13 protein-coding genes are annotated in these 23,239 nt (G+C 67.4%); 10 read left to right on the forward strand and 3 right to left on the reverse strand.

Annotated elements, in window-relative coordinates:
- Nucleotides 1–315 precede the first annotated feature (315 nt).
- From EGT50_RS03905 to EGT50_RS03915, 3 genes are all read left to right on the forward strand, one after another.
- The gene (locus EGT50_RS03905; RefSeq protein ID WP_164873333.1) at nucleotides 316–12,213 is read left to right on the forward strand and encodes an amino acid adenylation domain-containing protein; all 11,898 of its coding nucleotides are present in this window, start codon (nucleotides 316–318) and stop codon (nucleotides 12,211–12,213) included.
- Between the two features lie 15 nt (nucleotides 12,214–12,228).
- Nucleotides 12,229–12,597, forward strand: coding sequence for a VOC family protein (locus tag EGT50_RS03910; protein ID WP_127951222.1), 369 nt, complete (start codon nucleotides 12,229–12,231; stop codon nucleotides 12,595–12,597).
- An 83-nt stretch (nucleotides 12,598–12,680) separates the two neighbouring features.
- Nucleotides 12,681–13,427 carry a Mut7-C RNAse domain-containing protein gene (locus tag EGT50_RS03915; RefSeq protein ID WP_127951223.1) on the forward strand — a complete coding sequence of 249 codons (747 nt, stop codon included), beginning with the start codon at nucleotides 12,681–12,683 and terminating at the stop codon, nucleotides 13,425–13,427.
- A gap of 20 nt (nucleotides 13,428–13,447) precedes the next feature.
- Here the strand turns inward: EGT50_RS03915 and EGT50_RS03920 are convergent, their stop codons facing one another.
- Nucleotides 13,448–14,602, reverse strand: a complete 1,155-nt coding sequence (locus EGT50_RS03920) for a lipase family protein (protein ID WP_127951397.1) — start codon at nucleotides 14,600–14,602, stop codon at nucleotides 13,448–13,450.
- A gap of 311 nt (nucleotides 14,603–14,913) precedes the next feature.
- On the opposite strand from EGT50_RS03920, the gene EGT50_RS03925 reads away from it, so the two are divergent.
- Nucleotides 14,914–16,143, forward strand: coding sequence for a carboxylate-amine ligase (locus tag EGT50_RS03925; protein ID WP_127951224.1), 1,230 nt, complete (start codon nucleotides 14,914–14,916; stop codon nucleotides 16,141–16,143).
- Between the two features lie 84 nt (nucleotides 16,144–16,227).
- On the opposite strand, the gene EGT50_RS03930 is transcribed toward EGT50_RS03925, so the two are convergent.
- On the reverse strand, nucleotides 16,228–16,857 hold the full coding sequence (locus EGT50_RS03930; protein ID WP_127951225.1) for a TetR/AcrR family transcriptional regulator C-terminal domain-containing protein: 630 nt from the start codon (nucleotides 16,855–16,857) through the stop codon (nucleotides 16,228–16,230).
- A gap of 143 nt (nucleotides 16,858–17,000) precedes the next feature.
- Here EGT50_RS03930 and bioB point away from each other — a divergent pair, with 143 nt between their 5' ends.
- The 3 genes from bioB to EGT50_RS03945 are packed head-to-tail and all read left to right on the forward strand — an operon-like array spanning nucleotide 17,001 to nucleotide 18,830.
- A complete protein-coding gene (gene bioB / locus EGT50_RS03935; RefSeq protein ID WP_127951226.1) occupies nucleotides 17,001–18,005 on the forward strand; it encodes a biotin synthase BioB in 1,005 nt (334 codons plus the stop codon).
- An 11-nt stretch (nucleotides 18,006–18,016) separates the two neighbouring features.
- Complete coding sequence (gene bsaP, locus EGT50_RS03940) at nucleotides 18,017–18,229, forward strand: biotin synthase auxiliary protein BsaP (protein WP_127951399.1); 213 nt, start codon at nucleotides 18,017–18,019, stop codon at nucleotides 18,227–18,229.
- 10 nt (nucleotides 18,230–18,239) lie between these two features.
- On the forward strand, nucleotides 18,240–18,830 hold the full coding sequence (locus tag EGT50_RS03945; RefSeq protein ID WP_235870541.1) for a DUF2567 domain-containing protein: 591 nt from the start codon (nucleotides 18,240–18,242) through the stop codon (nucleotides 18,828–18,830).
- 38 nt (nucleotides 18,831–18,868) lie between these two features.
- Here the strand turns inward: EGT50_RS03945 and EGT50_RS03950 are convergent, their stop codons facing one another.
- Nucleotides 18,869–19,603: an NUDIX hydrolase gene (locus tag EGT50_RS03950; RefSeq protein WP_127951227.1), complete on the reverse strand. Its 735-nt coding sequence runs from the start codon at nucleotides 19,601–19,603 to the stop codon at nucleotides 18,869–18,871.
- Between the two features lie 102 nt (nucleotides 19,604–19,705).
- On the opposite strand from EGT50_RS03950, the gene nadA reads away from it, so the two are divergent.
- Genes nadA through nadC form a run of 3 tightly spaced genes read left to right on the forward strand, consistent with a single transcriptional unit; the run spans nucleotide 19,706 to nucleotide 23,174 of the window.
- Nucleotides 19,706–20,740, forward strand: coding sequence for a quinolinate synthase NadA (gene nadA / locus EGT50_RS03955; RefSeq protein WP_127951228.1), 1,035 nt, complete (start codon nucleotides 19,706–19,708; stop codon nucleotides 20,738–20,740).
- Nucleotides 20,740–22,317 carry an L-aspartate oxidase gene (locus EGT50_RS03960; RefSeq protein WP_127951229.1) on the forward strand — a complete coding sequence of 526 codons (1,578 nt, stop codon included), beginning with the start codon at nucleotides 20,740–20,742 and terminating at the stop codon, nucleotides 22,315–22,317. Before nadA ends, EGT50_RS03960 begins: the two co-directional genes overlap by 1 nt.
- The gene (gene nadC / locus EGT50_RS03965; protein ID WP_127951230.1) at nucleotides 22,314–23,174 is read left to right on the forward strand and encodes a carboxylating nicotinate-nucleotide diphosphorylase; all 861 of its coding nucleotides are present in this window, start codon (nucleotides 22,314–22,316) and stop codon (nucleotides 23,172–23,174) included. Before EGT50_RS03960 ends, nadC begins: the two co-directional genes overlap by 4 nt.
- Nucleotides 23,175–23,239 lie beyond the last annotated feature (65 nt).

The following is a 23,239-nucleotide window of genomic DNA, read 5'->3' on the forward strand; positions in this document are numbered from 1 at the left end:
CGCCATGCCGGCACGGCCCTTCCCGCGGGTCGGGGTGTGCTCACGGGCCCGCTCTTCCTCCTCGTCGTTGCGTCCTGGAGGCGACGGCAGTGATCGACACAAAATCGTCACTCGCCGCACCCCAGCGATTCGTCGTATTGTTGGTGCAATGACAACTATCGACCCAATTCCCGTGTCGCCGAGCGCCTCGAGCGTTCGCGTACGGAGGATCGGCTAACACAGTCCCGCTGAGTTGTCGGTATCGGGTGAACGCCCGAAGTGTCCGACCGAGCGGCCGCAAATGCCGCGTTCCCGCTCAGGAAACTCCCATCGCTCATGGAACTGCCATTTCGAGTCGATGCGGCGTCCGGAATAACGGACGCCGGGGACAGTCTGCCCGAACTGAACGATCCGACCGCCGGATACTCCCGGCCGATCCCGCTCACGCCCGCCCAGATGGGGCAGTGGTTCGCCCAGCAACTCGACCCGAGCGTTCCGATGCTGGTCGCACAGTACGTGGATATACGGGAGACGGAAGCGCGACTCGACGTCCGCCAGCTATCCCGGGCTACCTCTCAGGCGGCCCGTGAATTCGGCGCGGGCCTGGTTCGCCTTGTTCTGGTGGATTCCCAGCCCCACCAGATCATCGACCCGAGAATCGTTACCGATACGCGGGTCGTCGATCTGCGTGACGAGCCGGATCCCGAGTCGGCGGCCCGAGAGTGGATGCGATGCGATGTGGCGGCGTCGCTCGATCTGGTGCGGGACCGTCTCGGTGTGTCCGTGCTCCTCCGGATCGCGGATGACCGGTACTTCTGGTACTCACGTGTGCACCACGTCGCGCTCGACGGCGTCGGGGCCGCGTCGATGCTCTACCGGGCCGCCGACCTCTACAACGCCGCCGTCGAGGGACGCGAGCCGGGACCGAACCCCGCCTCCGACCTCGACACCGTCTATGCCGCCGAAGCCGCCTACACCGGATCGAAGCGGTGGCAGTCCGACCGCGACTATTGGCTCGAACAGATGTCGGGCATGCCCGAACGGTGCAGCCTGGCGGAGCGATCGGCTTCGGCGCGCGCGCTCGGCCGTGAGGTCGGCGAACCTCTCGCGCCGGAGACTGCGGTGGCCCTGGAGGATGCCCAGGAGCGGCACGGCGCGAGCGTCGCGGCACTGGTCGCGTCAGCCATTGCCGCGTATACCGCCCGCCACACCGGCGCCGAGGACATCGTCCTGAGCCTGCCCGTGTCCACGCGCACCACAGCCGTCTTGCGCAGATCCGGCGGAACGCTCGCGAACGTTGTGCCACTGCGGGTGTCGATCGGTGGGGGCACGACCGTCTCGGATCTGGTCGCGGATGTGATGGGCGCGTTGTCGGGCGCCTTACGACACCAACGGTATCGGCACGAAGAGCTGAGACGGGACCGCGGTGATCGCGGAGCCGGTCGTGGATTCGCGGGCCCACTGTTGAACCTGATGATGTTTCCGACCGAGTTGCGGCTGGGCAAGACACAGACCTCGCTCGAGGTGGTCACGTCCGGGCCGATCGAAGACCTGCTCGTCAACGTCTATCGCTACGGCCCTGAGGGGCCTATCCGCCTGGACTTCAAGGCCAATCCGCAACTCTACGACGACGCGACCCTGCACATGCACTACGAGCGATTCAGCAGGCTCCTACACGGGCTACTTACCGCCGATCCCGGCACACCGGTCTGGGAACTGCCGATCGTCGACGACGCCGCGCTGACGGCGCAGTTGGCGGACTGGTACGTGCCCGCCAGGCCGGTCGACGAGGCAAGCGGGACACTGCCGGCACTCGTCGATCGCTGGGCCCGGGGCACCCCGGACCGAGTCGCTGTCGTGTCCAATGAGCAGAGGTTGACGTACGGCGAACTGACAGCTCGAGCGAATCGGCTTGCGCGGCATCTCATCGCGCTCGGAGTCGGTCCTGAGACATCGGTCGGGGTCGTCCTCGACCGATCCGCCGACCTGATCGTCGCGCTACTGGCGACCGTTACCGCCGGCGGAGGGTACGTGCCGATCGCGGCGGCCATGCCGACATCGCGGCGCGATTACGTGCTCGCTGACGCCAAGGTGTCTTGTGTAGTGACCGCGGCGAACTCGGCAGCGGAAATGGACGGCCACGCTTGGCCGCTGGTGGTACTCGACGATTCCGCGACCGGCGACATTCTCGAATCGCTGTCCTCCGCCGCGGTTACCGACGCGGAGCGGGCGCGTCCTCTTGGCGGCGAGCACCTTGCGTACACGATCTATACCTCCGGGTCGACCGGGCGTCCCAAGGGTGTTCAAGTGAACCACCGCTCCGCGACGGTGCTGCTCGAAAGTTCCAAGGCGGCGTTCGGAACCGCGGACGGTGCCGTCTGGACGGTGTTCCACTCGTTCGCGTTCGACTTCTCGGTATGGGAGATCTGGGGTGCACTCACCTCCGGTGGGACCCTCGTCGTGGTCGACCAGGACACCGTTCGCACGCCTGACGCGTTCGTCGAGCTGTTGCGGGGCGAACACGTGAACGTGCTGGGCCAGACCCCAGCCGCCTTCTTCCAGTTCGCCGACGCCGAGCGTGCCGGAGGCCGTCCACTGACCGAGTTGCAGCGGCTGCTCGTCGGAGGGGACGACTACGACCAGCACCGGATGGTGCCGTGGCTCGAGCGGCACGAGGGCGACAGTTCGGTCCTTGTCAGTGTCTACGGCATCACCGAGACCACCGTGTTCCTCACGGGCCTCCCGATCGATGTGGCGCTCGCTGCGGCCCCGGGCAACCTGGTCGGCCGTGGCCTCCCGGGGGTCCGGCTGTATCTCTTGGATCGTCGGCTCCGGCCGGTCCCGGTGGGGGTGGTCGGGGAGATCTACGCCGGTGGTCCACAGGTGGCCCGCGGCTACGGCGGGAGGTCGGGACTGACCGCCGAACGGTTCATCGCCGATCCCTTCGCGGCAGATGGCACCCGTATGTACCGGTCGGGAGATCTCGCCCGGTGGGACCGCGACGGTCGACTCGCGTTCCTCGGCCGCAGCGACTTTCAGGTCCAGGTACGCGGATTCCGGGTCGAGCCCGGGGAGATCGAATCGGCGCTCGTAGCGTGTCCCGGCGTCGCGCAGGCCGTCGTGGTGGCGCGGCGGGCGGAAGGTGAGCCCGCGAGGCTGCTCGCGTACGTGGTCCCGGACCCGGGAGTGATCCTCGATCCACAATCGGTGCGGAAGCAAGTCGCGGGGATCCTGGCGCCGTACATGATTCCTGCGGCCGTCATGGTGCTCGATCGCCTCCCGCTCACCGTGAACGGCAAGGTCGACCGCAAAGCCTTGCCGGAACCGGACTTCGGCACGTCGGCCGGTTCGGGTCGCCCACCAGCCGGGCCACTCGAGGAGACCATCGCCGGCCTGTTCACACAGGTACTCGGCGCTGGCTCGGTCTCGGCGGAGGATTCGTTCTTCACGCTGGGCGGCGACTCGATCATGGCGATCCAATTGGTGTCGCGGGCCAGGGAGGCCGGTTTGTCGTTCACACCTCACGACGTGTTCGAACGCCTCTCGGTGGCGGGCTTGGCGGCCGTGGCCGCCACAGTTGACGAATCCGGCACGGCAGTCGAGGAACTTCCCGGTGGTGGTATCGGCAGGGTGACGACGACTCCGATCGTGCGGTGGCTCGTCGGCCGCGGTGGTCCGTGGTCGAGACTGTCACAGTCGGTCTGCGTGACTGTTCCGGCCGGGCTTGCCCAGCGCGACCTGCACAGCGCGCTCCAAGCGGTGCTCGACCGTCACGACATGCTTCGGGCCCGATTCGATTCGGAAACAGCCGAATTCGATGTTCCGCCGCCGGGGTCGAGTATGGCGTCCGACCTGGTCCGACGAATCGCAGTGACAGGACAGACCGATCTGGCCGCGGTCCTGACCGCGGCACGGGACGAGGCCGCAGGCAGGCTGGATCCCGAGTCCGGACGCATGGTGCAGGCCGTGTGGTGCGACGGTGGCACCGACCGGCCCGGTCGACTCCTGCTGGTGATCCATCACCTCGTCGTCGACGGGGTCTCGTGGCGGATCCTGCTTCCGGACTTGGCGTCCGCGTGGCAGCAGTTGCGTGGAGGCGACACGACACGCCTGCCGGCGGTCGGCACGTCGATGCGGACGTGGGCGCACGCACTCACCGAATGGGCTCGGGCGGACACCCCCGAGCACACCGCCGAGATCCGATACTGGCGCGAAATACTCGAGCAGCCGGATCCGCCTCTCGGCCCCCGCACCCTCGACCCGGCGCTGGACGCCGCCCGCACCGTCGCGTCCGTGTCGGTGGATCTACCCCCGAGCGTGACCGCGGCGATGTCGACCATGGTGCCCGAGTCCGTTCACGGCAGCATCGACGACGCGATCGTGACCGGGCTGGCAATGGGTCTGACGCAGTGGCGTCGTCGCCGTGGAACCGCCGCGACAAGCTTCCCGGTGATGCTCGAGGGGCACGGTCGCGAGGAACAGGTGGTGCCCGGCGCGGACCTGTCCCGCACCGTCGGCTGGTTCACCGCCACCCATCCGGTCCGGCTCGACCTCTCGGGCGTCGACCTCGACGCCGCGTTCGGCGGCGAGCCCGCCGCGGAGGAGGCACTCAAGATCGTCAAGGAGCAGTTGCGGGAGGTGTCCGACCACGGCATCGGCTACGGCGCACTGCGGTACCTGCGCGATACGGGCTCGGGCGGTCCCCTCGACGATCTGCCCCAGCCGCAGGTCAGCATCAACTACCTCGGCCGGATGGCTGTGGCGCAGGGAGGGGCCGGCGATTGGCTTCCGGTCGACGAACTCGGCGACCTGGGCTCGTCCGTCGACCCCGAAATGCCCGTGGACGCAGTGCTCGACATCAACCTCATCACGGTCGATACCCCGTCGGGCCCGATGGTGCGTGCGAACTTCGCGTACCCCACCGGAATCCTCGATGCCGCAGACGTTCGGGAACTCACGGATCTGTGGCAGTCGGCGTGTCATGCCCTTGCAACCGCGGCCGCGAAACCAGGTGCGGGTGGGCTGACGCCGTCGGACATCCCGCTGGTCCGGCTCGACCAGAAGGCCATCGAACGCCTCGAGGGGACGTGTCCGGGGCTGGTCGAGGTGTGGCCTCTGTCGCCGCTGCAGGCCGGGCTGCTGTTCCAGAACGAGCTGGCGGGCGACGGCGACGACCCGTACGTGGTCCAGTTGACGATGGACCTGCGTGGCCACGTCGACGCGGAGAGAATGCGGCGAACCCTGCAGGAACTGTTGGATCGTCACGAGATCTTGCGGGTTGCGTTCACGACCGGACCGGACGGTGACCCGTTGCAGCTGGTCCCGCACCGTGCCGAACTGCCCTGGGCGGTGGCGGATCTCCGTGATCAGGCCGAGGCCGACCGGGTCCTGGCGGAGGACCGAACTCGCTGTTTCGAGATGGGAACGGCTCCGCTGTTCCGGGCGCTGTTGACGCGCATCGGGGACGATCAATACCGACTCGTGCTCACCTACCATCACATCCTGCTGGACGGATGGTCGGTGCCGCTGCTGGTGCGTGAACTGTTGGAGCTGTACGCCTCGGAGGACTTCCGGACTGTTCCGGTCTCGGCGTCGTTCGCGAACTATCTGGCCTGGCTGGGAACGATCGATCGTGAGACGTCGACCAGACACTGGGTGGATGCGTTGGCCGGCATCGACGAACCGACCCTGCTCGGGCCCCCCGGACGCGGCCGACTGTTGCCCACGGTGCCACGGGCCGATCGACTGCTCCTCACCGAGACGGAGACGGCCCGACTCGACACCGTCGCCCGCGAGCGTGGCGTCACGCTCAGCACGATCGTGCGGGCGGCATGGGCAATCGTGTTGGGGGCATGGACGAGACGGGACGACGTGGTATTCGGCGCGATCGTCTCGGGCCGGCCTCCTCAGATCGACGGCATCGAGGACATGGTCGGGCTGTTCATCAACACGATCCCGGTCCGGGTGGCCCTCCGCCCGGCCGAGACCCTGGGGGAGTTGCTCGACCGGGTCCACGCTGCCCAGGCGGCGCTTCTCGATCACGAGCACCTAGGTCTCGCGGACATCGAGAGCGCGACGCGGGCCACGGGACTGTTCGACACCATCACCGTGTTCGAGTCGTACCCGATCGACCGCGGCGGACTGACCCCTGACACAGACATCGCCGGCCTGCAGGTTGCGGACATCGCGGTCCACGACGCCACGCACTACCCGTTCGCGCTCGCCGCCATGGTCGACGGGGGACTGCAGATCCGCATCGACTATGCGCCCGCACTCTTCGACGCGCAGGAGGTCGACGCTGTCGCCGACCGCCTCGAGCGCGTGCTGCATGCGATCGCGGCGGATACGGATCGGACGCTGGCGGAGCTGGTGCTGTTGCCGGACGCCGACTACCGACGTCTGGCCCCGGTCCGCGGGAAGCCCGGACGACGCCACCGGACCTTGCCCGGCATCCTGGAGGACGCGGCAAGGATCGATCCGGATGCGGTGGCATTGTCGTGCGAGGCGGGTTCGATCCGAACGCTCACGTACCGCGAACTCGACGAGCGTTCCAACCGGATGGCACGACAACTGATCGATGAGGGCGTTGGTCCCGAAGGGGTCGTGGCTCTGGGCCTGACCCGCTCGATCGAGTTCGTCGAAGCGGTCGCGGCGGTCGCGAAGACGGGCGCCGCGTTCGTTCCTGTGGATCCGACGTATCCGCTCGAGCGGATCGACCACATGCTGCGGGATTCCGGCGCACGGGTGGGCCTGACTGTCCAGCGGTGGCGAGAACAACTGTCCGGCAGTGCCTCCGGCGTCTCTTGGCACGCAGTCGACCTCGACTCCTACCGGGCCGAGTCGTCGAGGTACCCGGCGCGGCCGATCACCGATGCGGATCGTCGCGCGCCGGTGCGGATCGACAACCCGGTCTACCTGATCTACACATCGGGTTCGACCGGCGTTCCCAAGGGTGTCGTGGTCACGCATGGTGGTCTTGCGAATCTTGCCGCGGCGGAACGTGAGCTCCTCGCCGTGACCTCGGACGCGGTCGTCTCACAGCTCGCCTCGCCGAGCTTCGACGCATCGATGTTCGAGATGATCATGGCATTCGGATCGGGCGCCCATCTGGTGATCGTGCCCCCGGACGTCTACGGAGGCGAGGATCTGGCGCGGGTCCTCGCCGACCAAGGGGTAACCCACGCGTTCTTGACCCCCAGCCTCCTCGGGTCGCTACGCTCCGAGGGCCTCGACGGATTGCGGTCGGTCGTGGTCGCGGGCGAGGCTTGTCCCCCGGAACTGGTGGGGCGATGGGGCCGTGGGCGCAGGCTGGTCAATGGGTACGGACCCACCGAGAGCACGGTGATGTCCAGTATCAGCAGTCCTCTCGCGCCCGACGACGTTGTCACGATCGGCGGGCCGGCGCCAGGATTCATCCAGGTGGTCCTCGATGCCCGCCTGCAACCTGTGCCGGTCGGGATGCCGGGGGAGTTGTACCTCGGTGGACCGGCCCTCGCCCGCGGATACCACCGTCGCCCGGGGCTGACTGCGGCGCGTTTCGTCGCGAACCCGTTCGTCGCCTCGACCGAGCACGCGACCGACGCAGACGAGCGAACCATTCCCGGCAACCGGCTCTACCGCACTGGCGATATCGTCCGGTGGCGCGACGACCTGACTCTCGAGTACCTCGGTCGCAACGACTACCAGGTCAAGGTGCGTGGCTTCCGGATCGAGCTGGGCGAGATCGATGCGGCCTTGTCGGACCATCCGAGTGTGGAGTTCGCGGTCACCGTCGGCCGAACGGCGCCGTCGGGAGAGACCGTGCTCGTCTCTTATGTCCGCGGAGACGATCCGGCCGTCGATCCCGGCGAATTGCTCCGCCATCTCGCGGGTCGGCTGCCCTCGTACATGGTCCCGGCATTGATCGTGCCGATCCGCGAGGTGCCGTTGATGCCGTCGGGCAAGCTTGACCGGAATGCTTTGCCGGCGCCCGACTTTCCGAGCCTCGCCGACGTCAACGGCATTGCGGTGTTCACGCCGGTCGAGGAGATCGTTGCGGAGCACCTGCGCGCTGTTCTCGGTATCGATCGGATAGGACCGGACGACAGCTTCTTCGATCTGGGCGGGAACTCGCTCATGGCCACCCGAGTCACGCGGCGACTCGACGCGGCGCTCGACACCGACCTGGACGTCCGCGCGATCTTCGAAGCGCCCACCGTCCGAACCCTCGCCGCACGGATACGTCTCGGTACCGGGGACGTGCACCGTCCGGTGCTGCGGCCCTACGATTGGCCCGAGGTGTTGCCGGTGTCGTCGGCGCAGCTGCGGATGTGGTCGATCAACCAGCTCGACACCGCGTCGCCGGCCTACAACATCGTCATGGCCGTGCGGCTGCGCGGTGATCTCGACGAGCGGGCACTGGTCGCCTCGGTCGGCGACGTCGTCGTTCGCCATTCGACCCTGCGCACGATGTACCCGGTGGTCGGCGGGAGCCCTACCCAGCTGATCGTCGACGCCGAAGACATCCCTCGCACCGAGCTGGTGACGCTGCCCGACGCCGACCTTCCCGGACATCTCGAGCAGTTCGCGTCGGCGGGATTCGACGTGAGCCGAGAGGTACCGCTGCGGGCACAACTGGTGCGGTTCTCCGGGACGGACCACGTCCTGGTGGTCGTCGCTCACCACATCACCGCGGACGGCTTCTCGATGACGACGCTCGCTCGGGACGTCGTGCGCGCCTACGAATGCCGTCGCCAGGGTCGGGCACCGCAGTGGGCGCCGCCGGCGGTCCAATATGTCGACTTCACTCTTTGGAAACGTGACCTGCTGGGCGATCCCGATGATCCCGATTCGATGTACAGCCGGCAGCTCGAGTACTGGCGTGCCAACCTCGACGGGATACCCGAGATCGTCCCGCTGCCTACCGACCATCCGCGTCCGGCCCGGCAATCCTTTCGGGGGGCCATCGTCGGGTTCGACGTCGACGCCCGAACCCACGCGCAACTGGTAGGGCTTGCGCGGCGCGCCAATTCGACCATGTTCATGGTTGCGCACGCGGCGCTGGCGATTCTCGTCGCACGGTTGTCGAGCAGTGGCGACATCGTGATCGGGACTCCGGTGTCGGGGCGCGGGGAGGCCGGGCTCGACGACGTTGTCGGCATGTTCGTCGGTACCCTCGTGCTGCGGACGCCGATCGACCCTGCCTCGGGATTCGAGGAACTGCTCAGCACTGTCCGCGAGGTCGATCTGGCCGCGTTCTCCCGGACGGATCTTCCCTTCGAGCGCCTGGTCGATGAACTGGCGCCGACCCGGTCGACGTCGCACGCGCCGTTGTTCCAGGTGCTCGTCGAATACCGCGCCGACATGTCCGAGTACCTGCGCCTGCCCGGGTTGGAGGTCGAACCGATCAGCCACGACCTCGGCGTTTCGAAGTTCGATCTGCAGTTGAGCGTGTCGGAGTCCTTCACACCAGACGGTGAACCCGCTGGGATGCGTTTCGATCTCACTTACGCGACAGATCTGTGGGACCAGGCGACGGTCGAAGGTTTTGCCGACCGGCTACGCCGGATTCTCGACGCTGCTGTAGCCGACCCACGATGTCCGGTCGGCGACATCGGACTGCTCACCCCCTCCGAACTGTTGGCGCTCGACACCGAGAGTGCAGTCGGGGAGGACGCATCGGGCGCGACCCTCGCGACCTTGTTCCGCCGTGCAGTCGCCGAGTGCCCCGATTCGGTGGCGGTCGTGGACGGGCAGACCCGGGTGACGTACGCACAACTCGACAGCGACGCGAGACGGCTCGCGTCGCTGTTGGCCGGCCGCGGTGTTGGCGCCGAATCCATTGTCGCTCTCGCCTTGCCGCGATCCGTCGACATGATCGTTGCGATCGTGGCAACCACTCTCGTCGGCGCGGCCTATCTGCCGATCGATCTCGGCTCGCCGACTGAGCGCATTGCGTTCGTGCTCGACGAGGCCGCGCCCGCCTGTGTGCTGACAACCACCGCTGCACGGGGGATGATCCGCACGATTTCGTCGCCGCTACTCGCGCTCGACGACCCGGAGTTCCGTGTCGAGCTCGCCATGCAGTCCGAGGCGTCGACCGCGGCCGACTTCCTCGTGGCACCGCGGCCGGACAGCGCGGCCTATGTCATCTACACGTCCGGCTCCACTGGCAGACCCAAGGGGGTGCTGGTGTCGCACCGCAGCGCGGTAGCGCTGCTGGCGAACGCGCACGCCGAGTTCGATCTCCGGCCCTCCGACACCTGGACCTTGTTCCACTCGTTCGCGTTCGACGTGTCGGTGTGGGAGGTGTGGGGCCCGTTGTCCACCGGTGCCTCCACGGTGATAGTGGATCCGATGGTCGCTCGGTCGCCCGATCATTTCGTCGATCTGTTGCGCCGCGAGTCGGTGACCGTGCTCAACCAGACTCCTGCGTCGTTCTACCAGCTGGTCGACCACGCGACGAGCGAGGATCTTCCACTGAGATACGTGTTCGTCGGTGGTGAGGAACTCGCTCTCGAACGGGTCGAGGACTGGTATTCGCGCAGACCACCGGACGCGGACCAGGTGGTCGAGATGTACGGGGTCACCGAGGCCACCGTGATCGACACCGACTTCGTCCTCGACCGTGCGATGCTCTCGCAAACGTCGGCGTCCGTGATCGGCGCACCTCTACCCGGCGTCCGGGTCGATGTTCTGGATCCGCGCCTGCACCCCGTGCCGGCCGGGGTGGTCGGCGAGATCTACGTGTCCGGTGACGAGGTCGCACGTGGGTACGTCGGCCGTCCGGGGCTGACGGCGTCGCGCTTCATCGCGGCACCGGGAGGTGCCGGCCGACGCATGTACCGCACGGGGGATCTCGGACGTCGCGCTACCGATGGCCGACTCGAATTCCTGGGCCGCAGCGACTTCCAGGTTCAGGTGCATGGCTTCCGCGTCGAGCTCGGGGAGATCGAATCTGCGCTGATGCGGTGCGGCGGGGTTGCGCAAGCCGTCGTCACGTCTCGTCGTTTCGAGCTCGGCGCGGACGACCGGTTGATTGGGTACGTCGTCCCTGAAGTCGGATGCGCGCTCGATCCCCTCCGGACTCGCGACGAGGTCGACCTGATGCTGCCGCCGTACATGGTGCCCGCTGCTGTCGTGGTGCTCGACCAGCTGCCGGTCACCGCGAACGGAAAGATCGATCGTCGGGCGCTTCCCGAGCCAGACTTCGCGGCGTTCGCGGGACATGGGCGGAGCCCGGCCGGACCGATGGAGGAGCACCTCGCCGAGTTGTTCGCCGCAGTCCTCGACGTGCCCGCGGTCGCAGCCGACGATTCGTTCTTCGCGCTGGGCGGAGACTCGATCACGGTCATCCAGCTCGTCTCCCGAGCCCGCGAGGCAGGAATCGTGCTCGAACCGCAGGACGTGTTCGACCATCCGACCATCGAGCGGCTCGCCATGGTCGTGCGTCTCGGTGACAGTACTGGGCAGCCGGACAGCGAGTTGGTGTGCATGCGCTCCGGAAACGGCGTGCCGCCGCTGATCTGTGTGCACCCGGCGATCGGACTGACGGGATGTTACGCAGGGCTGATCCCGTACGTCCCCGACGGCAGAGCGGTGTACGGGATCCAGTCACCGGGAATGACCAATGGAGTAGAGGCTGCCTCCACGTTGACTGATCTCGCTCGGCGGTACGTCGACCTGATCAGACGGGTGCAACCTCACGGGCCGTACCACCTGCTCGGATATTCGGTCGGCGGAGCAATCGCCCACGCAATGGCCGTGCGTCTGAGGAACTTCGGCGAGGAGGTCGGCACGCTGATAATGCTCGACACCCAGACGACCGAGTCGATTCCGGATGCGGGCGCGCCCTACACTCCGAGCCTGGGGACGCTCTTCGCCGAGTTCGCCGGCGTCGACCGATTCGAGGGCGGCGGCGATCTGACGCCGGAGCGTGCGGCTCAGTTGCTGCGCGACGCCGGCGGCCCCTACGCAACCATGACGGCCGCTGAAGTGCGGCGCCTGTACGACGACTACGTCCATACGGTCCACCTCGGTCAGGAGTATCGGCCGGAGATGTTCGACGGCGACCTCGTGTACTTCGCGGCTGTGGACAATACGCGGACGTCGGACCGAACACCTTGGGACCCATACGTTTCCGGTGGGGTTCGGGTCCATCCGGTGGACCAGACACACAACCGGCTGACGACGCCGGACGCGCTCGAGGTGATCGGCCCGATCGTCGGCCGATACCTGGATGGACGTGTCGGATGAGCCGAAGGGGTTCTTATGGCCATTTCGTTGAACCACACCATCGTTCTCGCGCGAGACAAGCAGGTGTCCGCGTCTTTCCTCACGACACTGTTCGACCTGCCCGACGCCGTTCCTGTCGGTCCGTTCCTTGCAGTCCGACTCCACAACGACGTGACGCTGGACTTCGCCGATCCACCGGTCGAGGTGCTGCCGCAGCACTACGCCTTCCAGGTGACCGAGGAGGAATTCGACGCGATCTACGGGCGCATTCTCGAGCGGGGGTTGGAGCACTGGGCGGATCCTCACAACACCCGACCGGGCGAGATCAACAGGAACAATGGCGGTCGTGGGGTCTATTTTCGTGATCCGGCCGGCCACAACCTCGAGATCCTCACTCGCCCGTAGGGGTCTGGGGCTTCGCGGCGCGGGCGTCGGTCAGGCAGGCAGGCCCCCGGCTCCTTCGCCTCGCGACAAGCGGTGACCGGAATATGGATCGCCGGCGATGCGAGTTCCGTGTCTACGGGGAGCTGAACGACTTCCTGCAGCCTCGGCTGCGGCGACGGAGCATCCTGCACGAGTTCGACGGTTCACCGTCGGTCAAGGATCGGATCGAATCGCTCGGCGTTCCCCATACCGAGGTCGATCTGATCATCGTCGACGGTGAACCAGTCGGGTTCGACCGTCGACTCTCGGGTGGAGAACGAGTCGCGGTCTACCCCACCTTCCGCTCGCTGGAGCTGGGGGACATCGCCCCGCTGCGTCCACCGTTGCCGGATCCGCGGTTCGTGCTGGACGTTCATCTCGGCCGGCTCGCCCGCTATCTGCGGCTGCTGGGCTTCGACAGTGCCTATACCAACGACTGTTCCGACGACGAGCTTCTCGCGTTGTCGCGCGACGAGGATCGAACTCTTCTCACGCGCGACGTCGGCCTGCTCGAACGCGCGGCGCTCGTCCATGGCGCCTTCCTGCACGAGACCGACCCACGGCTCCAACTACGCGAGGTCCTCGACCGGTTCCGGCTGCTGGGGCGCATCGCACCGCTCACCCGATGTGCGCGCTGCAACGGGATCATTGGTCCCGCGACGCCCGTGCTGGCACGCGCCCGCGTACCGAGCAGTGTTCTACGCGAGCACCGGCTGTTCAGTCGTTGCAATGACTGCGGGCAGGTGTATTGGCCGGGTGGACACCTGAAGCGCCTCCGGGCGCGCCTGGCCGAGATCGGCATCTGGTTCTGATCTCGCTCGTTCAGCCGTTGCTATGACTGTGGGGACGGCAGGCAGGTGTATTCGCCGGGTGGACAGTCGAAAAGGCCACGCACGAAGGCTGCGGCATCCGGTAGCGCGGCGAGCTGCGTCTCGAGATGGCCGCCCGGATACCTCCAGAACGTGACCGGTTGCCGGTTGATTGCCAGGTCCGCTGCCAGTATCAGGGCCAGTGGTGCCGGCACCATAAAGTCCGTCATGCCGTGGCCGAGGAACACGGGGCGGTCGTATCCGCTCACAGGTACCGCGAGCATGTCGTCGAGCGCTGCCAGCATGGCCGGATCGTCGACCTCGCGGACCACGAGGTCACCGATCGAGACGTCCTCCAGCTGAGGGGCCAAGTCGACGTAGCATTCGGACTCGGCGGCATCCACGGCTTCGCGGCCGACGTCGGATAGGTAGCCGTTGATATCGAGATCCGGGCGCGCCGCTCGTAGTCCGGCGAGGATGAAGGAAATGAAGACCGTGGTGCCGGTGAACGGGAGCTGCGGGAACTCCGGTCCCACCAACGGGGCGAGGACCTCGAGATTCGCCGGAGTACCGGTGGCGACGGCGCCTCGGAAGTCCAGTTCCGGTGCGTACGTCGTCGCGCGCGCCGCAGTCACCATCGCGGCATGCCCGCCCTGTGACTGGCCGAGCGCCACCCAGCTTGGCGACAGACTCGGCTCGACGGCGCGACCCGCGCGCACCATGTCCGTCACGCTGTGTGCGGCAGACTTGCCGTCGAGATAAGGATGTACTCCCGGGGTTCCCAGCCCGACGTAGTCGGTCGCGACGACCGCGTATCCCTCCGACAACCAATGAGCGAGGTAGGAGCGGCCGTACTGTCCGCTGATGGTGGGGGCGCAGTGGTCGGCGATCCCCAATGTGCCGTGTGCCCACGAAACCACCGGCCAACCATCAGGTGGGGGCGTTCCGGAAGGCATGAACACTGCGCCGCTGCTCAGAGCAGGCTGGTCGAGCGGGCCGGTGGTCCAGTAGGTCACCTTGGTGGCGCTGGCGGCGCCGGGTATCCACATCGAGCGGTCCAGTTCGACCGCGTCGACGACGGTGCCGGGTGCCGGATCGGTGGGTGCCGCTGCCGCGGGGATCGCGGCCAGGGTCAACCCGATTGTAAGAACTGATGCGCCGACGAGTCGTCCGATCATGGTTCCACCCCCGTTGCCCTGAAGCCCGGTGTCTGTGTTGTTCATTGTGCGTGCAGGTGACCGTCCTCACGGGTATTTGACGGGGAGGCGTGGCGGGGCCACAGATCGGTGCGCCCTGAAGGCCTGGCCCGCTCCGCGGCCCGCTGTTGCCGCAGCCGGCCGTGGCCGCCTCAGCGGGCGAGGCCAAGTGCCTTGTGGTGGAGTCGAATCAACGATCATGGTGGAGAAGGCGTCGCTCGCGGAGAAAGTGGCCCGTCATTTGGTGGGAGTACTCTGGATGGCCCGCCCGAATCTGCCGACGGAGGCCCACGGTGTCGGAACGCTCGAATTCCCCGACGATCGGTGTAGAGGAAGAGTTCCTCCTCGTCGACCCCAGGACCGGGCGGCTCCGAATGGAGAACGCTGCCGTCGGCGCGGAGGCGAAACGCATGGGGATCGACCTCCAGCCCGAGTTGGGCGCGTGTCAGGTCGAGACCGCGACGGGGGTGTGCCGGAGTGGGGACGATCTGCTCCGTGAGTTGATCTCGTTGCGCTCTGGTCTGGCGGAAGCTGCGCGGCGCAGAGAGTGTCGGCCGGTGGCGGTCGGTGTACCGGTGGCGGGTCCGTCGGTACAGGAGGTCAGCGACGTTCCCCGATACCAGGCCATGGAGCGCCAGTTCGGGATATTGGCTCGCCAACACGGAATCTGCGGCTGCCACGTTCACGTCGCCGTGCCCGACCGTGACGCCGCGATCCAGGTCGGCAACCGGTTGCGTCCGTGGCTGCCGTCCCTGCTGGCGCTGACCGCGAACTCGCCGATTCACTACGGGGCGGACACCGGGTGCGCCAGCTGGAGATCGATCCTGTGGAGGCGGTGGCCGGCCACCGGGCCGCCGCCGGTATTCGCCGACGCGCACGAGTACGACCGCGTGGTGATGTCGATGATCGACTGCGGTGCGATTCTCGACGAGCGAATGGTCTACTGGGACGTCCGCCCATCCGGACGGTATCCGACCGTCGAGATCCGGGTCAGCGATGTGCCCGCGACGGCCGACGAGACCGTGATGTTGGCGCAACTGGTGCAGGGGCTCGTGGTCACCGCACTTCGTGACGCCGTCGAGGGGCGGCCCGCGACCGAGGTACCGGGACCGCAGTTGGAGGCCGCCTACTGGCGGGCCGCCCATGACGGGCTCGAAGGTTTGGGCGTCGATCCGTTCTCAACGCGGTGCGTTCCAGCCCGCGTCCTGGTCGAGAAGATGATCGAGAGCATCGAGGACGCACTCGAAGAGAACGGCACTCGCACCGCGGTCGTGGCGGGCCTGAGGAAGCGGATCGCGGAGGGAAGCGGTGCCCGGCGTCAGCGCGAGGCGCTGCGGCGGGCCTGCACCGTCACCGATGTCGTCGTAGACGCCGCCGAGCGGACCATGCAGGGGTGCTCCGTTGCTCCTCCGATCGGCGGGTCTGCTCCCAGGGTCGGGGAGTTTGCGCCTCCAGTCGGCGAGTCGGGGGGCGAACCCGTGGGATCGATCGAGATGCCTGCCCCCGCGCCCCCGACGGTTTGACCGAGACGTTCGAGGCTAGTCGCAACGGTGCGGGACTTGCCGTAGCGGGTGGCGCGGTCGCGTCGCTGGAGCTACCCGGTCCGGTCAGGCGCGTGCGGCGGGAGAGGCGGCGCGAGCCCGCACGCCGTCGATGAACAGCCTCAGGCCGAAGTCGAACCGTACCCGCGGATCGCCGTCGAGGAGGTCGTGGTCCGAGCCGAGATCGGCGGCGGTTTCGGTATCGGGTGACGCTGGGGTCCGGGTGAGCGCACCAATTGCCTTCATCTGGGCCCGTGACTGCTCATCGATGGTGTGGCCGAGGACGAAGTACAGCAGGGAGTATGCCGCGAGCTCGGCGTAGGGCCGCGGCAGGCCAGCGCGGACACCGGCGCCGACGAAGCTCTCCCGGGCGAGGTTGGACGTCATGCCGGAGGCATAGGTGGCGGCCACCAACTCTGCCCCGTCCCGATGGGAAAGCAGTGCGTTGCGCAATCGGTGCGCGAGTTCGGTGATCCCGTCGTCCCACCGCTCGGCCTTCACTGGGTCGTCGACGCCGACGAGGATCCGGTCGGCCATGGCGGCAAGCAGGGTCTGCTTGTTCGGGAAATGCCAGTACAGCGCACCGGGTTGGACACCCAGTGAGGTCGCGAGTCGTCGCATCGTGAGGTCGGCGAGCCCGTACTCGTCGAGGATCGCGATCGCGCCATCGATGACGTCATTGCGTCGTAGCTGCACCAACCTACTCCTGACGTCTGTCCGCTCGGCCGGGGCGACCAGAGCGGCTGGCCTACTTTGACACTAGTTCAGCACGGTTCTAACGTGGACGCTGTTCAACTTGTACGGCGTTCAGGTTTGTGCCGCCCATCCTAGGAGTTGCAGTGACCCAGGCCCCCGACATTCTCGCGATCGCCCGTGACCAGGTTCTAGAGCGTGGCGAGGCGCTGAATCAGGAACAGGTCCTCGAGGTCCTGCGCCTCGGCGACGACCGACTCGAGGATTTGCTCGGGCTCGCCCACGACGTTCGCATGAAGTGGTGCGGCCCCGAGGTGGAGGTCGAGGGCATTATCAGCCTCAAGACCGGCGGCTGTCCCGAGGACTGCCATTTCTGTTCGCAGTCCGGCCTGTTCGAGTCGCCGGTCCGCGCGGCATGGCTGGACATCCCCAGCCTGGTCGAGGCTGCGAAGCAGACCGCCAAGACCGGCGCCACCGAGTTCTGCATCGTCGCGGCGGTGCGCGGTCCCGACGAGAAGCTGCTCGCGCAGGTCGCAGCCGGCATCGAGGCGATCCGCAACGAGGTCGACATCCAGATCGCATGCTCGCTCGGGATGCTCACGCAAGAGCAGGTCGACCAGCTCGCGGCTATGGGGGTGCACCGCTACAACCACAACCTCGAGACAGCCGAGTCGCACTTCCCCAACGTCGTCACCACCCACACGTGGGAGGAGCGCTGGGATACCCTCCGCATGGTGCGCGAAGCCGGCATGGAGGTGTGCTGCGGCGGCATCCTCGGCATGGGGGAGACGCTCGAGCAGCGGGCCGAGTTCGCTGCGAACCTGGCCGCGCTCGAGCCGGACGAGGTGCCGCTGAATTTCCTCAACCCACGCCCGGGCACCCCGTTCGGCGATCTCGAGGTGCTGCCCGCGAGCGAGGCGCTCAAGGCCGTCGCCGCGTTCCGCCTCGCGCTGCCGCGCACGATGCTGCGCTTCGCGGGCGGCCGTGAGATCACCCTCGGCGATCTCGGCGCCAAGCAGGGCATCCTCGGCGGTATCAATGCGGTCATCGTCGGCAACTACCTGACCACCCTCGGCCGACCCGCGGAGAGCGACCTGGACCTCCTGGTCGATCTCGAGATGCCGATCAAGGCACTCAACGCGACGCTGTGAGCGTGTCGGCGATGGCGGACGAGCGCTACAACCCGTTTACCGGCCGTCGAGTCGTCGCCGGTGTGGGTGACTCCACGCCGGCAGCGGCGCAATTGGGTCTCGAGCCTCCGCGGTTCTGCGAGCAGTGCGGCCGCCGGATGGTCGTTCAGGTCAGCCCGGACGGGTGGTGGGCCAAGTGTTCTCGTCACGGAGTCCTCGACTCGACCCTGCTCGGGCGCAGGTAACGTCCGACGTGTGACGGCATCCCGACGCCCCGGTCTGCGTGTACCAGGCCTGCGTGCACCCGCGAGACTCGTGTTGTCCCTGACGCTACTGGGGGTGGTCTCGGGCATCGTCTGGGCGCTTCTTGCGCCCGCAGAGCGGTTGCTCGTCGTGGCCGAGCATCAGGGTGTCGTGCTCACCACCGAGAGTCTGCACCGGTTCGACGCCGTCGCCATCTTCGTCGGCATCGGACTGGTACTCGGTGCCCTGTCGGCGGTTGCCGTGTGGGGGATACGCCGGTCTCGCGGCCCGGGTGCGGTCGCTGCTCTGGTGGTGGGATCGGCGCTGAGTGCGGGCGTGGCCGCACTGGTGGGGATGGGCGTCGCCCGGCTGCGATTTCCACGGGTGGACAGCCCGTCCGTCGGGACGATCGTCGCCATGGCGCCGGGCCTGTCGACGGCGATGGTCCTCGTGGCACAGCCCTTGGCTGCGGCGCTGGTCTACTTACTTCTCGTGTCGCTGAGCCCCCACGATGACCTCGGTGTCGGCGACGGGGACGGCGGCCGGGACGAGGTGGCCACCGGACATGAATCGCCGACAGTCGACGCGGAGGAGCGCCCTTGAGGTCTCGCCCGTGATGGCGCGCCCGCAGTGTCTTCGCGTCAGCTCGGCGGTCGGAGAGCTGCGAACTCGTCAGTGACCCGGAGGTGCGAGTCGGTGAAGTGGTAGAGCGCGGCGGGACGGCCGCCAGTTCGTCCCGACCGCGCGGTGCTACCGGTGGCGGTGATGACTCCTCGGCGGGTCAGCACGCGCTGAAGGTTGGTCGTGTCTACGTCGTAACCTAAAGCAGCACAATAGAGTTCGCGGAGCGTGGACATCGTGAACTCGTCCGGGGCGAGTGCAAAGGCGATGTTGGTGTAGGACAGCTTCGCGGCAAGCCGCATACGTGCATATTCGACGACGGTGCCGTGGTCGAAGGACATTGCCGGCAGCTTGGACGCCGGATGCCACGCTGTGTCCGGCGGGATCTGAGGATCGGCGGGCAGGGGAACGAGGCCGAGGTAGGTCGAGGCGATCCGGCGGGCGCCGGGGACCCGATGCGGATCACTGAACACAGACAGCTGCTCGAGGTGCGCCACCTCGCGGACGTCGACCTTCTCGGCGAGTTGGCGGCGGGCCGACGTCTCGAGGTTCTCGTCGTCGCCGAGAGTTCCGCCCGGCAGTGACCAGGTGCCCTTCTGCGGATCGAGGGCGCGTTGCCACAGGAGCACCATTAGTTCGTTGGTTTGGCACCCGTTCGGCCCGAGAAGGCCGTCACCTGCAGTGACGGGGCTCGCCGCGGCTCGAACCTGGAACACCGCGGTGAGCACTTCGTGGACGGTGCTACCATGTGGCATGTTTTCGATTCTAAGTCGAAAACCTGAATTTCGGAAATTCGGGCCAGCCGGCCCGGGTTGTAGTGACGGAGCTGTCGAGGAGCTCCGGAAGAAGGAGTGGCCATGACGTCGACGTTGTGGGCGAGTGCTACCGGGATGATCCATGACGGACCCGGTGGGTACACCGGCGTCTCGGCCGGCCCTGAGTGGGCCTCCGAGGTGCGCCGTCTGGCGAAGGAGCGGGGCGCGACCCTACTGGCGCACAACTATCAGTTGCCCGAGATCCAGGACGTCGCCGACCACGTCGGCGACTCGCTCGCGCTGTCGCGGATCGCGGCCGAGGCGCCGGAGGACACCATCGTCTTCTGCGGGGTTCACTTCATGGCCGAGACCGCCAAGATCCTCAGCCCGGAGAAGACCGTCCTGATTCCAGACGAACGGGCCGGATGCTCGCTCGCCGACTCGATCACCGCCGAACAGCTGCGAGAGTGGAAGGCCGAGCACCCCGACGCGCTCGTGGTGTCCTACGTCAACACCACCGCAGAGGTCAAGGGGCTGACCGACATCTGCTGCACGTCGTCCAACGCCGTCGATGTCGTGGCCTCGATCGATCCCGACCGCGAAGTGTTGTTCCTGCCCGACCAGTTCCTCGGTGCACACGTCAAGCGCGTCACCGGCCGAGAAAACATGGAGATCTGGGCTGGCGAATGCCACGTCCATGCCGGCATCAACGGTGACGAGCTCACCGCCAAGTCTCGGTCGCATCCGGATGCCGAACTGTTCGTCCACCCCGAGTGCGGGTGCGCAACGTCGGCGCTCTATCTCGCCGGGGAGGGCTTCGTGCCCGAGGAGAAGGTCAAGATCCTCTCGACTGGCGGCATGCTCGACGCGGCCCGCCAGAGCGGTGCGAACCAGGTCCTCGTCGCCACCGAGGTCGGCATGTTGCACCAGTTGCGCAAGGCTGCGCCGGGTATCGACTTCCAGGCCGTCAACGACCGTGCATCGTGCCCTTTCATGAAGATGATCACCCCGGCCGCGCTGCTGCGCTGTCTCGTCGAGGGCAAGGATGAGGTCCACGTCGACCCCGACGTCGCCGAACGGGCGCGAAAGTCTGTGCAGCGCATGATCGAGATCGGAAACCCCGGCGGCGGCGAGTAATGGTCGCCGCTCCCCGGGATGGTGGCGTCGCGTGGGAGGCGCGGGCGGATCTGGTCGTCGTCGGCAACGGGGTGGCCGGGTTGACCGCGGCGCGATCCGCGGTCGAGCGTGGACTCAGGGTGCTCGTGGTGAGCAAGGGCGGTCCGACCGACACCGCCACCCAGTACGCCCAGGGCGGCATCGCCGTCGTGGGGGATCCGCGCATCGATTCGGTCGACTCGCATACCGGCGACACCTGTGTCGCGGGCGCCGGATTGTGCGACGAAGTCGCCGTCCGATCGATCGTGTCGGCTGGCCGTGAGGCGCTCGCCGCGTTGACGGCGTTGGGCGCCGTGTTCGACGTCGGAGCCGACGGCGGCGTGTCGCGCACCCGCGAGGGCGGGCACAGCACCCGACGGATCGTCCACGCCGGGGGTGACGCCACAGGCGCCGAGGTGCAGCGAGCTCTCAACGCAGTCGGGATGCCGGTCCTGTTCGGCGCAGCGGCGGCCCGGGTGACGACCGATCGACGTGGCGTCACCGGGTTGATCGTGGTGTCCGACAGGGGGCTCGGGGTCATCCATGCTCCCGCCGTGGCGCTCGCGACGGGCGGGCTCGGTCAGCTGTACTCGTGCAGCACCAACCCGGAGGGGTCGAGTGGTGACGGGATCGCACTGGCACTCGAGGCCGGTGCGACCGTCGCCGATCTCGAGTTCGTCCAGTTCCATCCCACTGTGCTGTTCGCCCCCGGCGCGGTCGGTCGGCGTCCGCTCATCAGTGAGGCCGTACGCGGTGAGGGCGCCCGGCTCGTCGATGCTGAGGGTCGGTCGGTTACCGAAGGCGTGCACCCGAAGGGCGACCTGGCTCCGCGCGACGTCGTGTCGCGGGCGATTGCCCGCCGGCTGAGGGAGACCGGGGCCGATCACGTGTTCCTCGATGCGCGGCACCTGTCGGGGTTCGCGACGCGATTCCCGACGGTCACTGCTTCATGCCTCGCGGCGGGTATCGATCCAGCCGACCAGTTGATCCCGGTGGCGCCGGCGGCGCACTACTCGTGCGGCGGTGTCGTCACCGACGTGCACGGGCGTACCGAGATATCCGGGTTGTACGCGGTGGGAGAGGTGGCCCGAACAGGTCTGCACGGTGCGAACCGGTTGGCGTCGAACAGCTTGCTCGAGGGGCTCGTCGTCGGCGAGCGCGTCGGCATCGCCGCCGCCGAGCGTTCCGGCCTGTTCGTCGAGGCCGACGATCTGTTGCTGCCGTTCCGGCAACGGGCGCCACGTGAACGTGTGCAGGAACTGATGTCCGCACATGCCTCCGTTGTTCGTGATGGTGACGGGATCGATAGCGCCGCGACCGAGCTGGAACGCAGTGAGGTGGTGGCGGCAGGGGACGGGCGAACGCTCGAGGACACGGCGCTGACCGTCGTCGCGTCGGCGCTCGTGTTGGCGGCGTCTGCGCGGAGGGAGAGCCGCGGATGCCATGGGCGCGCCGACTACCCGGAGACGTCGGACGAGTTCCGCCGCAGTATCCCGGTGCGTATCGGACGCGACGGTGAACTGGAGGTACCCGAGATGCAGGCGACAGGAGCACGATGAGCACGAAGGACCAGCTCGATCCGGAGGAGACGCTCGCGTTGGTGCGCACAGCGCTCGACGAGGATCTTCGGTACGGGCCCGACATCACGTCGGTCGCGACGGTCCCTGAGGGGGCGGTCGCGAAGGCATCGGTGGTGACTCGCTCGGCCGGGACCGTCGCGGGGATCGACGTGGGTCTGATGGTGCTCGACGAGGTGATCGGCGCCGGCAACTACGAGGTCGTCGACCGGGTCGCGGACGGTGCACGCGTGCATCCCGGCGACGCGGTGCTCACCGTCAGCGCTCCGACTCGGGGGCTGCTCACAGCCGAGCGCACGATGCTGAATCTGATGTGCCACCTGTCGGGAATCGCCACTACGACCTCGGCGTGGGTCGACGCGGTCGCGGGGACGAAATGCAAGATCCGCGACAGCCGGAAGACCCTGCCCGGTCTGCGGGGGCTGCAGAAGTACGCGGTGCGCGTCGGCGGCGGCGAAAACCACCGGATGGGTCTCGGCGACGCCGCCCTCATCAAGGACAATCATGTGGCCGCGGCGGGTTCCGTGGTCGGCGCACTTCGCGCGGTGCGCGCGACGGCGCCGGGCATCGAGTGCGAGGTGGAGGTCGACACGCTCACCCAACTCGACGAGGTACTGGCAGAAGGGGCCGATCTCGTTCTGCTGGACAACTTTCCACTATGGCAGACGCAGACCGCGGTGCAGCGTCGCGATGCGGTATCCCCGCACACCAAACTGGAATCGTCGGGAGGTCTGACCCTCGACGTCGCGGCGGACTTCGCCGCCACCGGTGTCGACTACCTGGCCGTCGGTGCCCTCACACACTCGGTGACGGTGCTCGATCTCGGCCTGGACATGTAGCCACGGACATGTAGCTCAGGGGTCCCGTGCGGTTGGACCCGGCCACTGTCACAGTGGCCGGGTCA

The organism is Rhodococcus xishaensis (genome assembly GCF_004011825.1).
Lineage (GTDB): Bacteria > Actinomycetota > Actinomycetes > Mycobacteriales > Mycobacteriaceae > Prescottella > Prescottella xishaensis.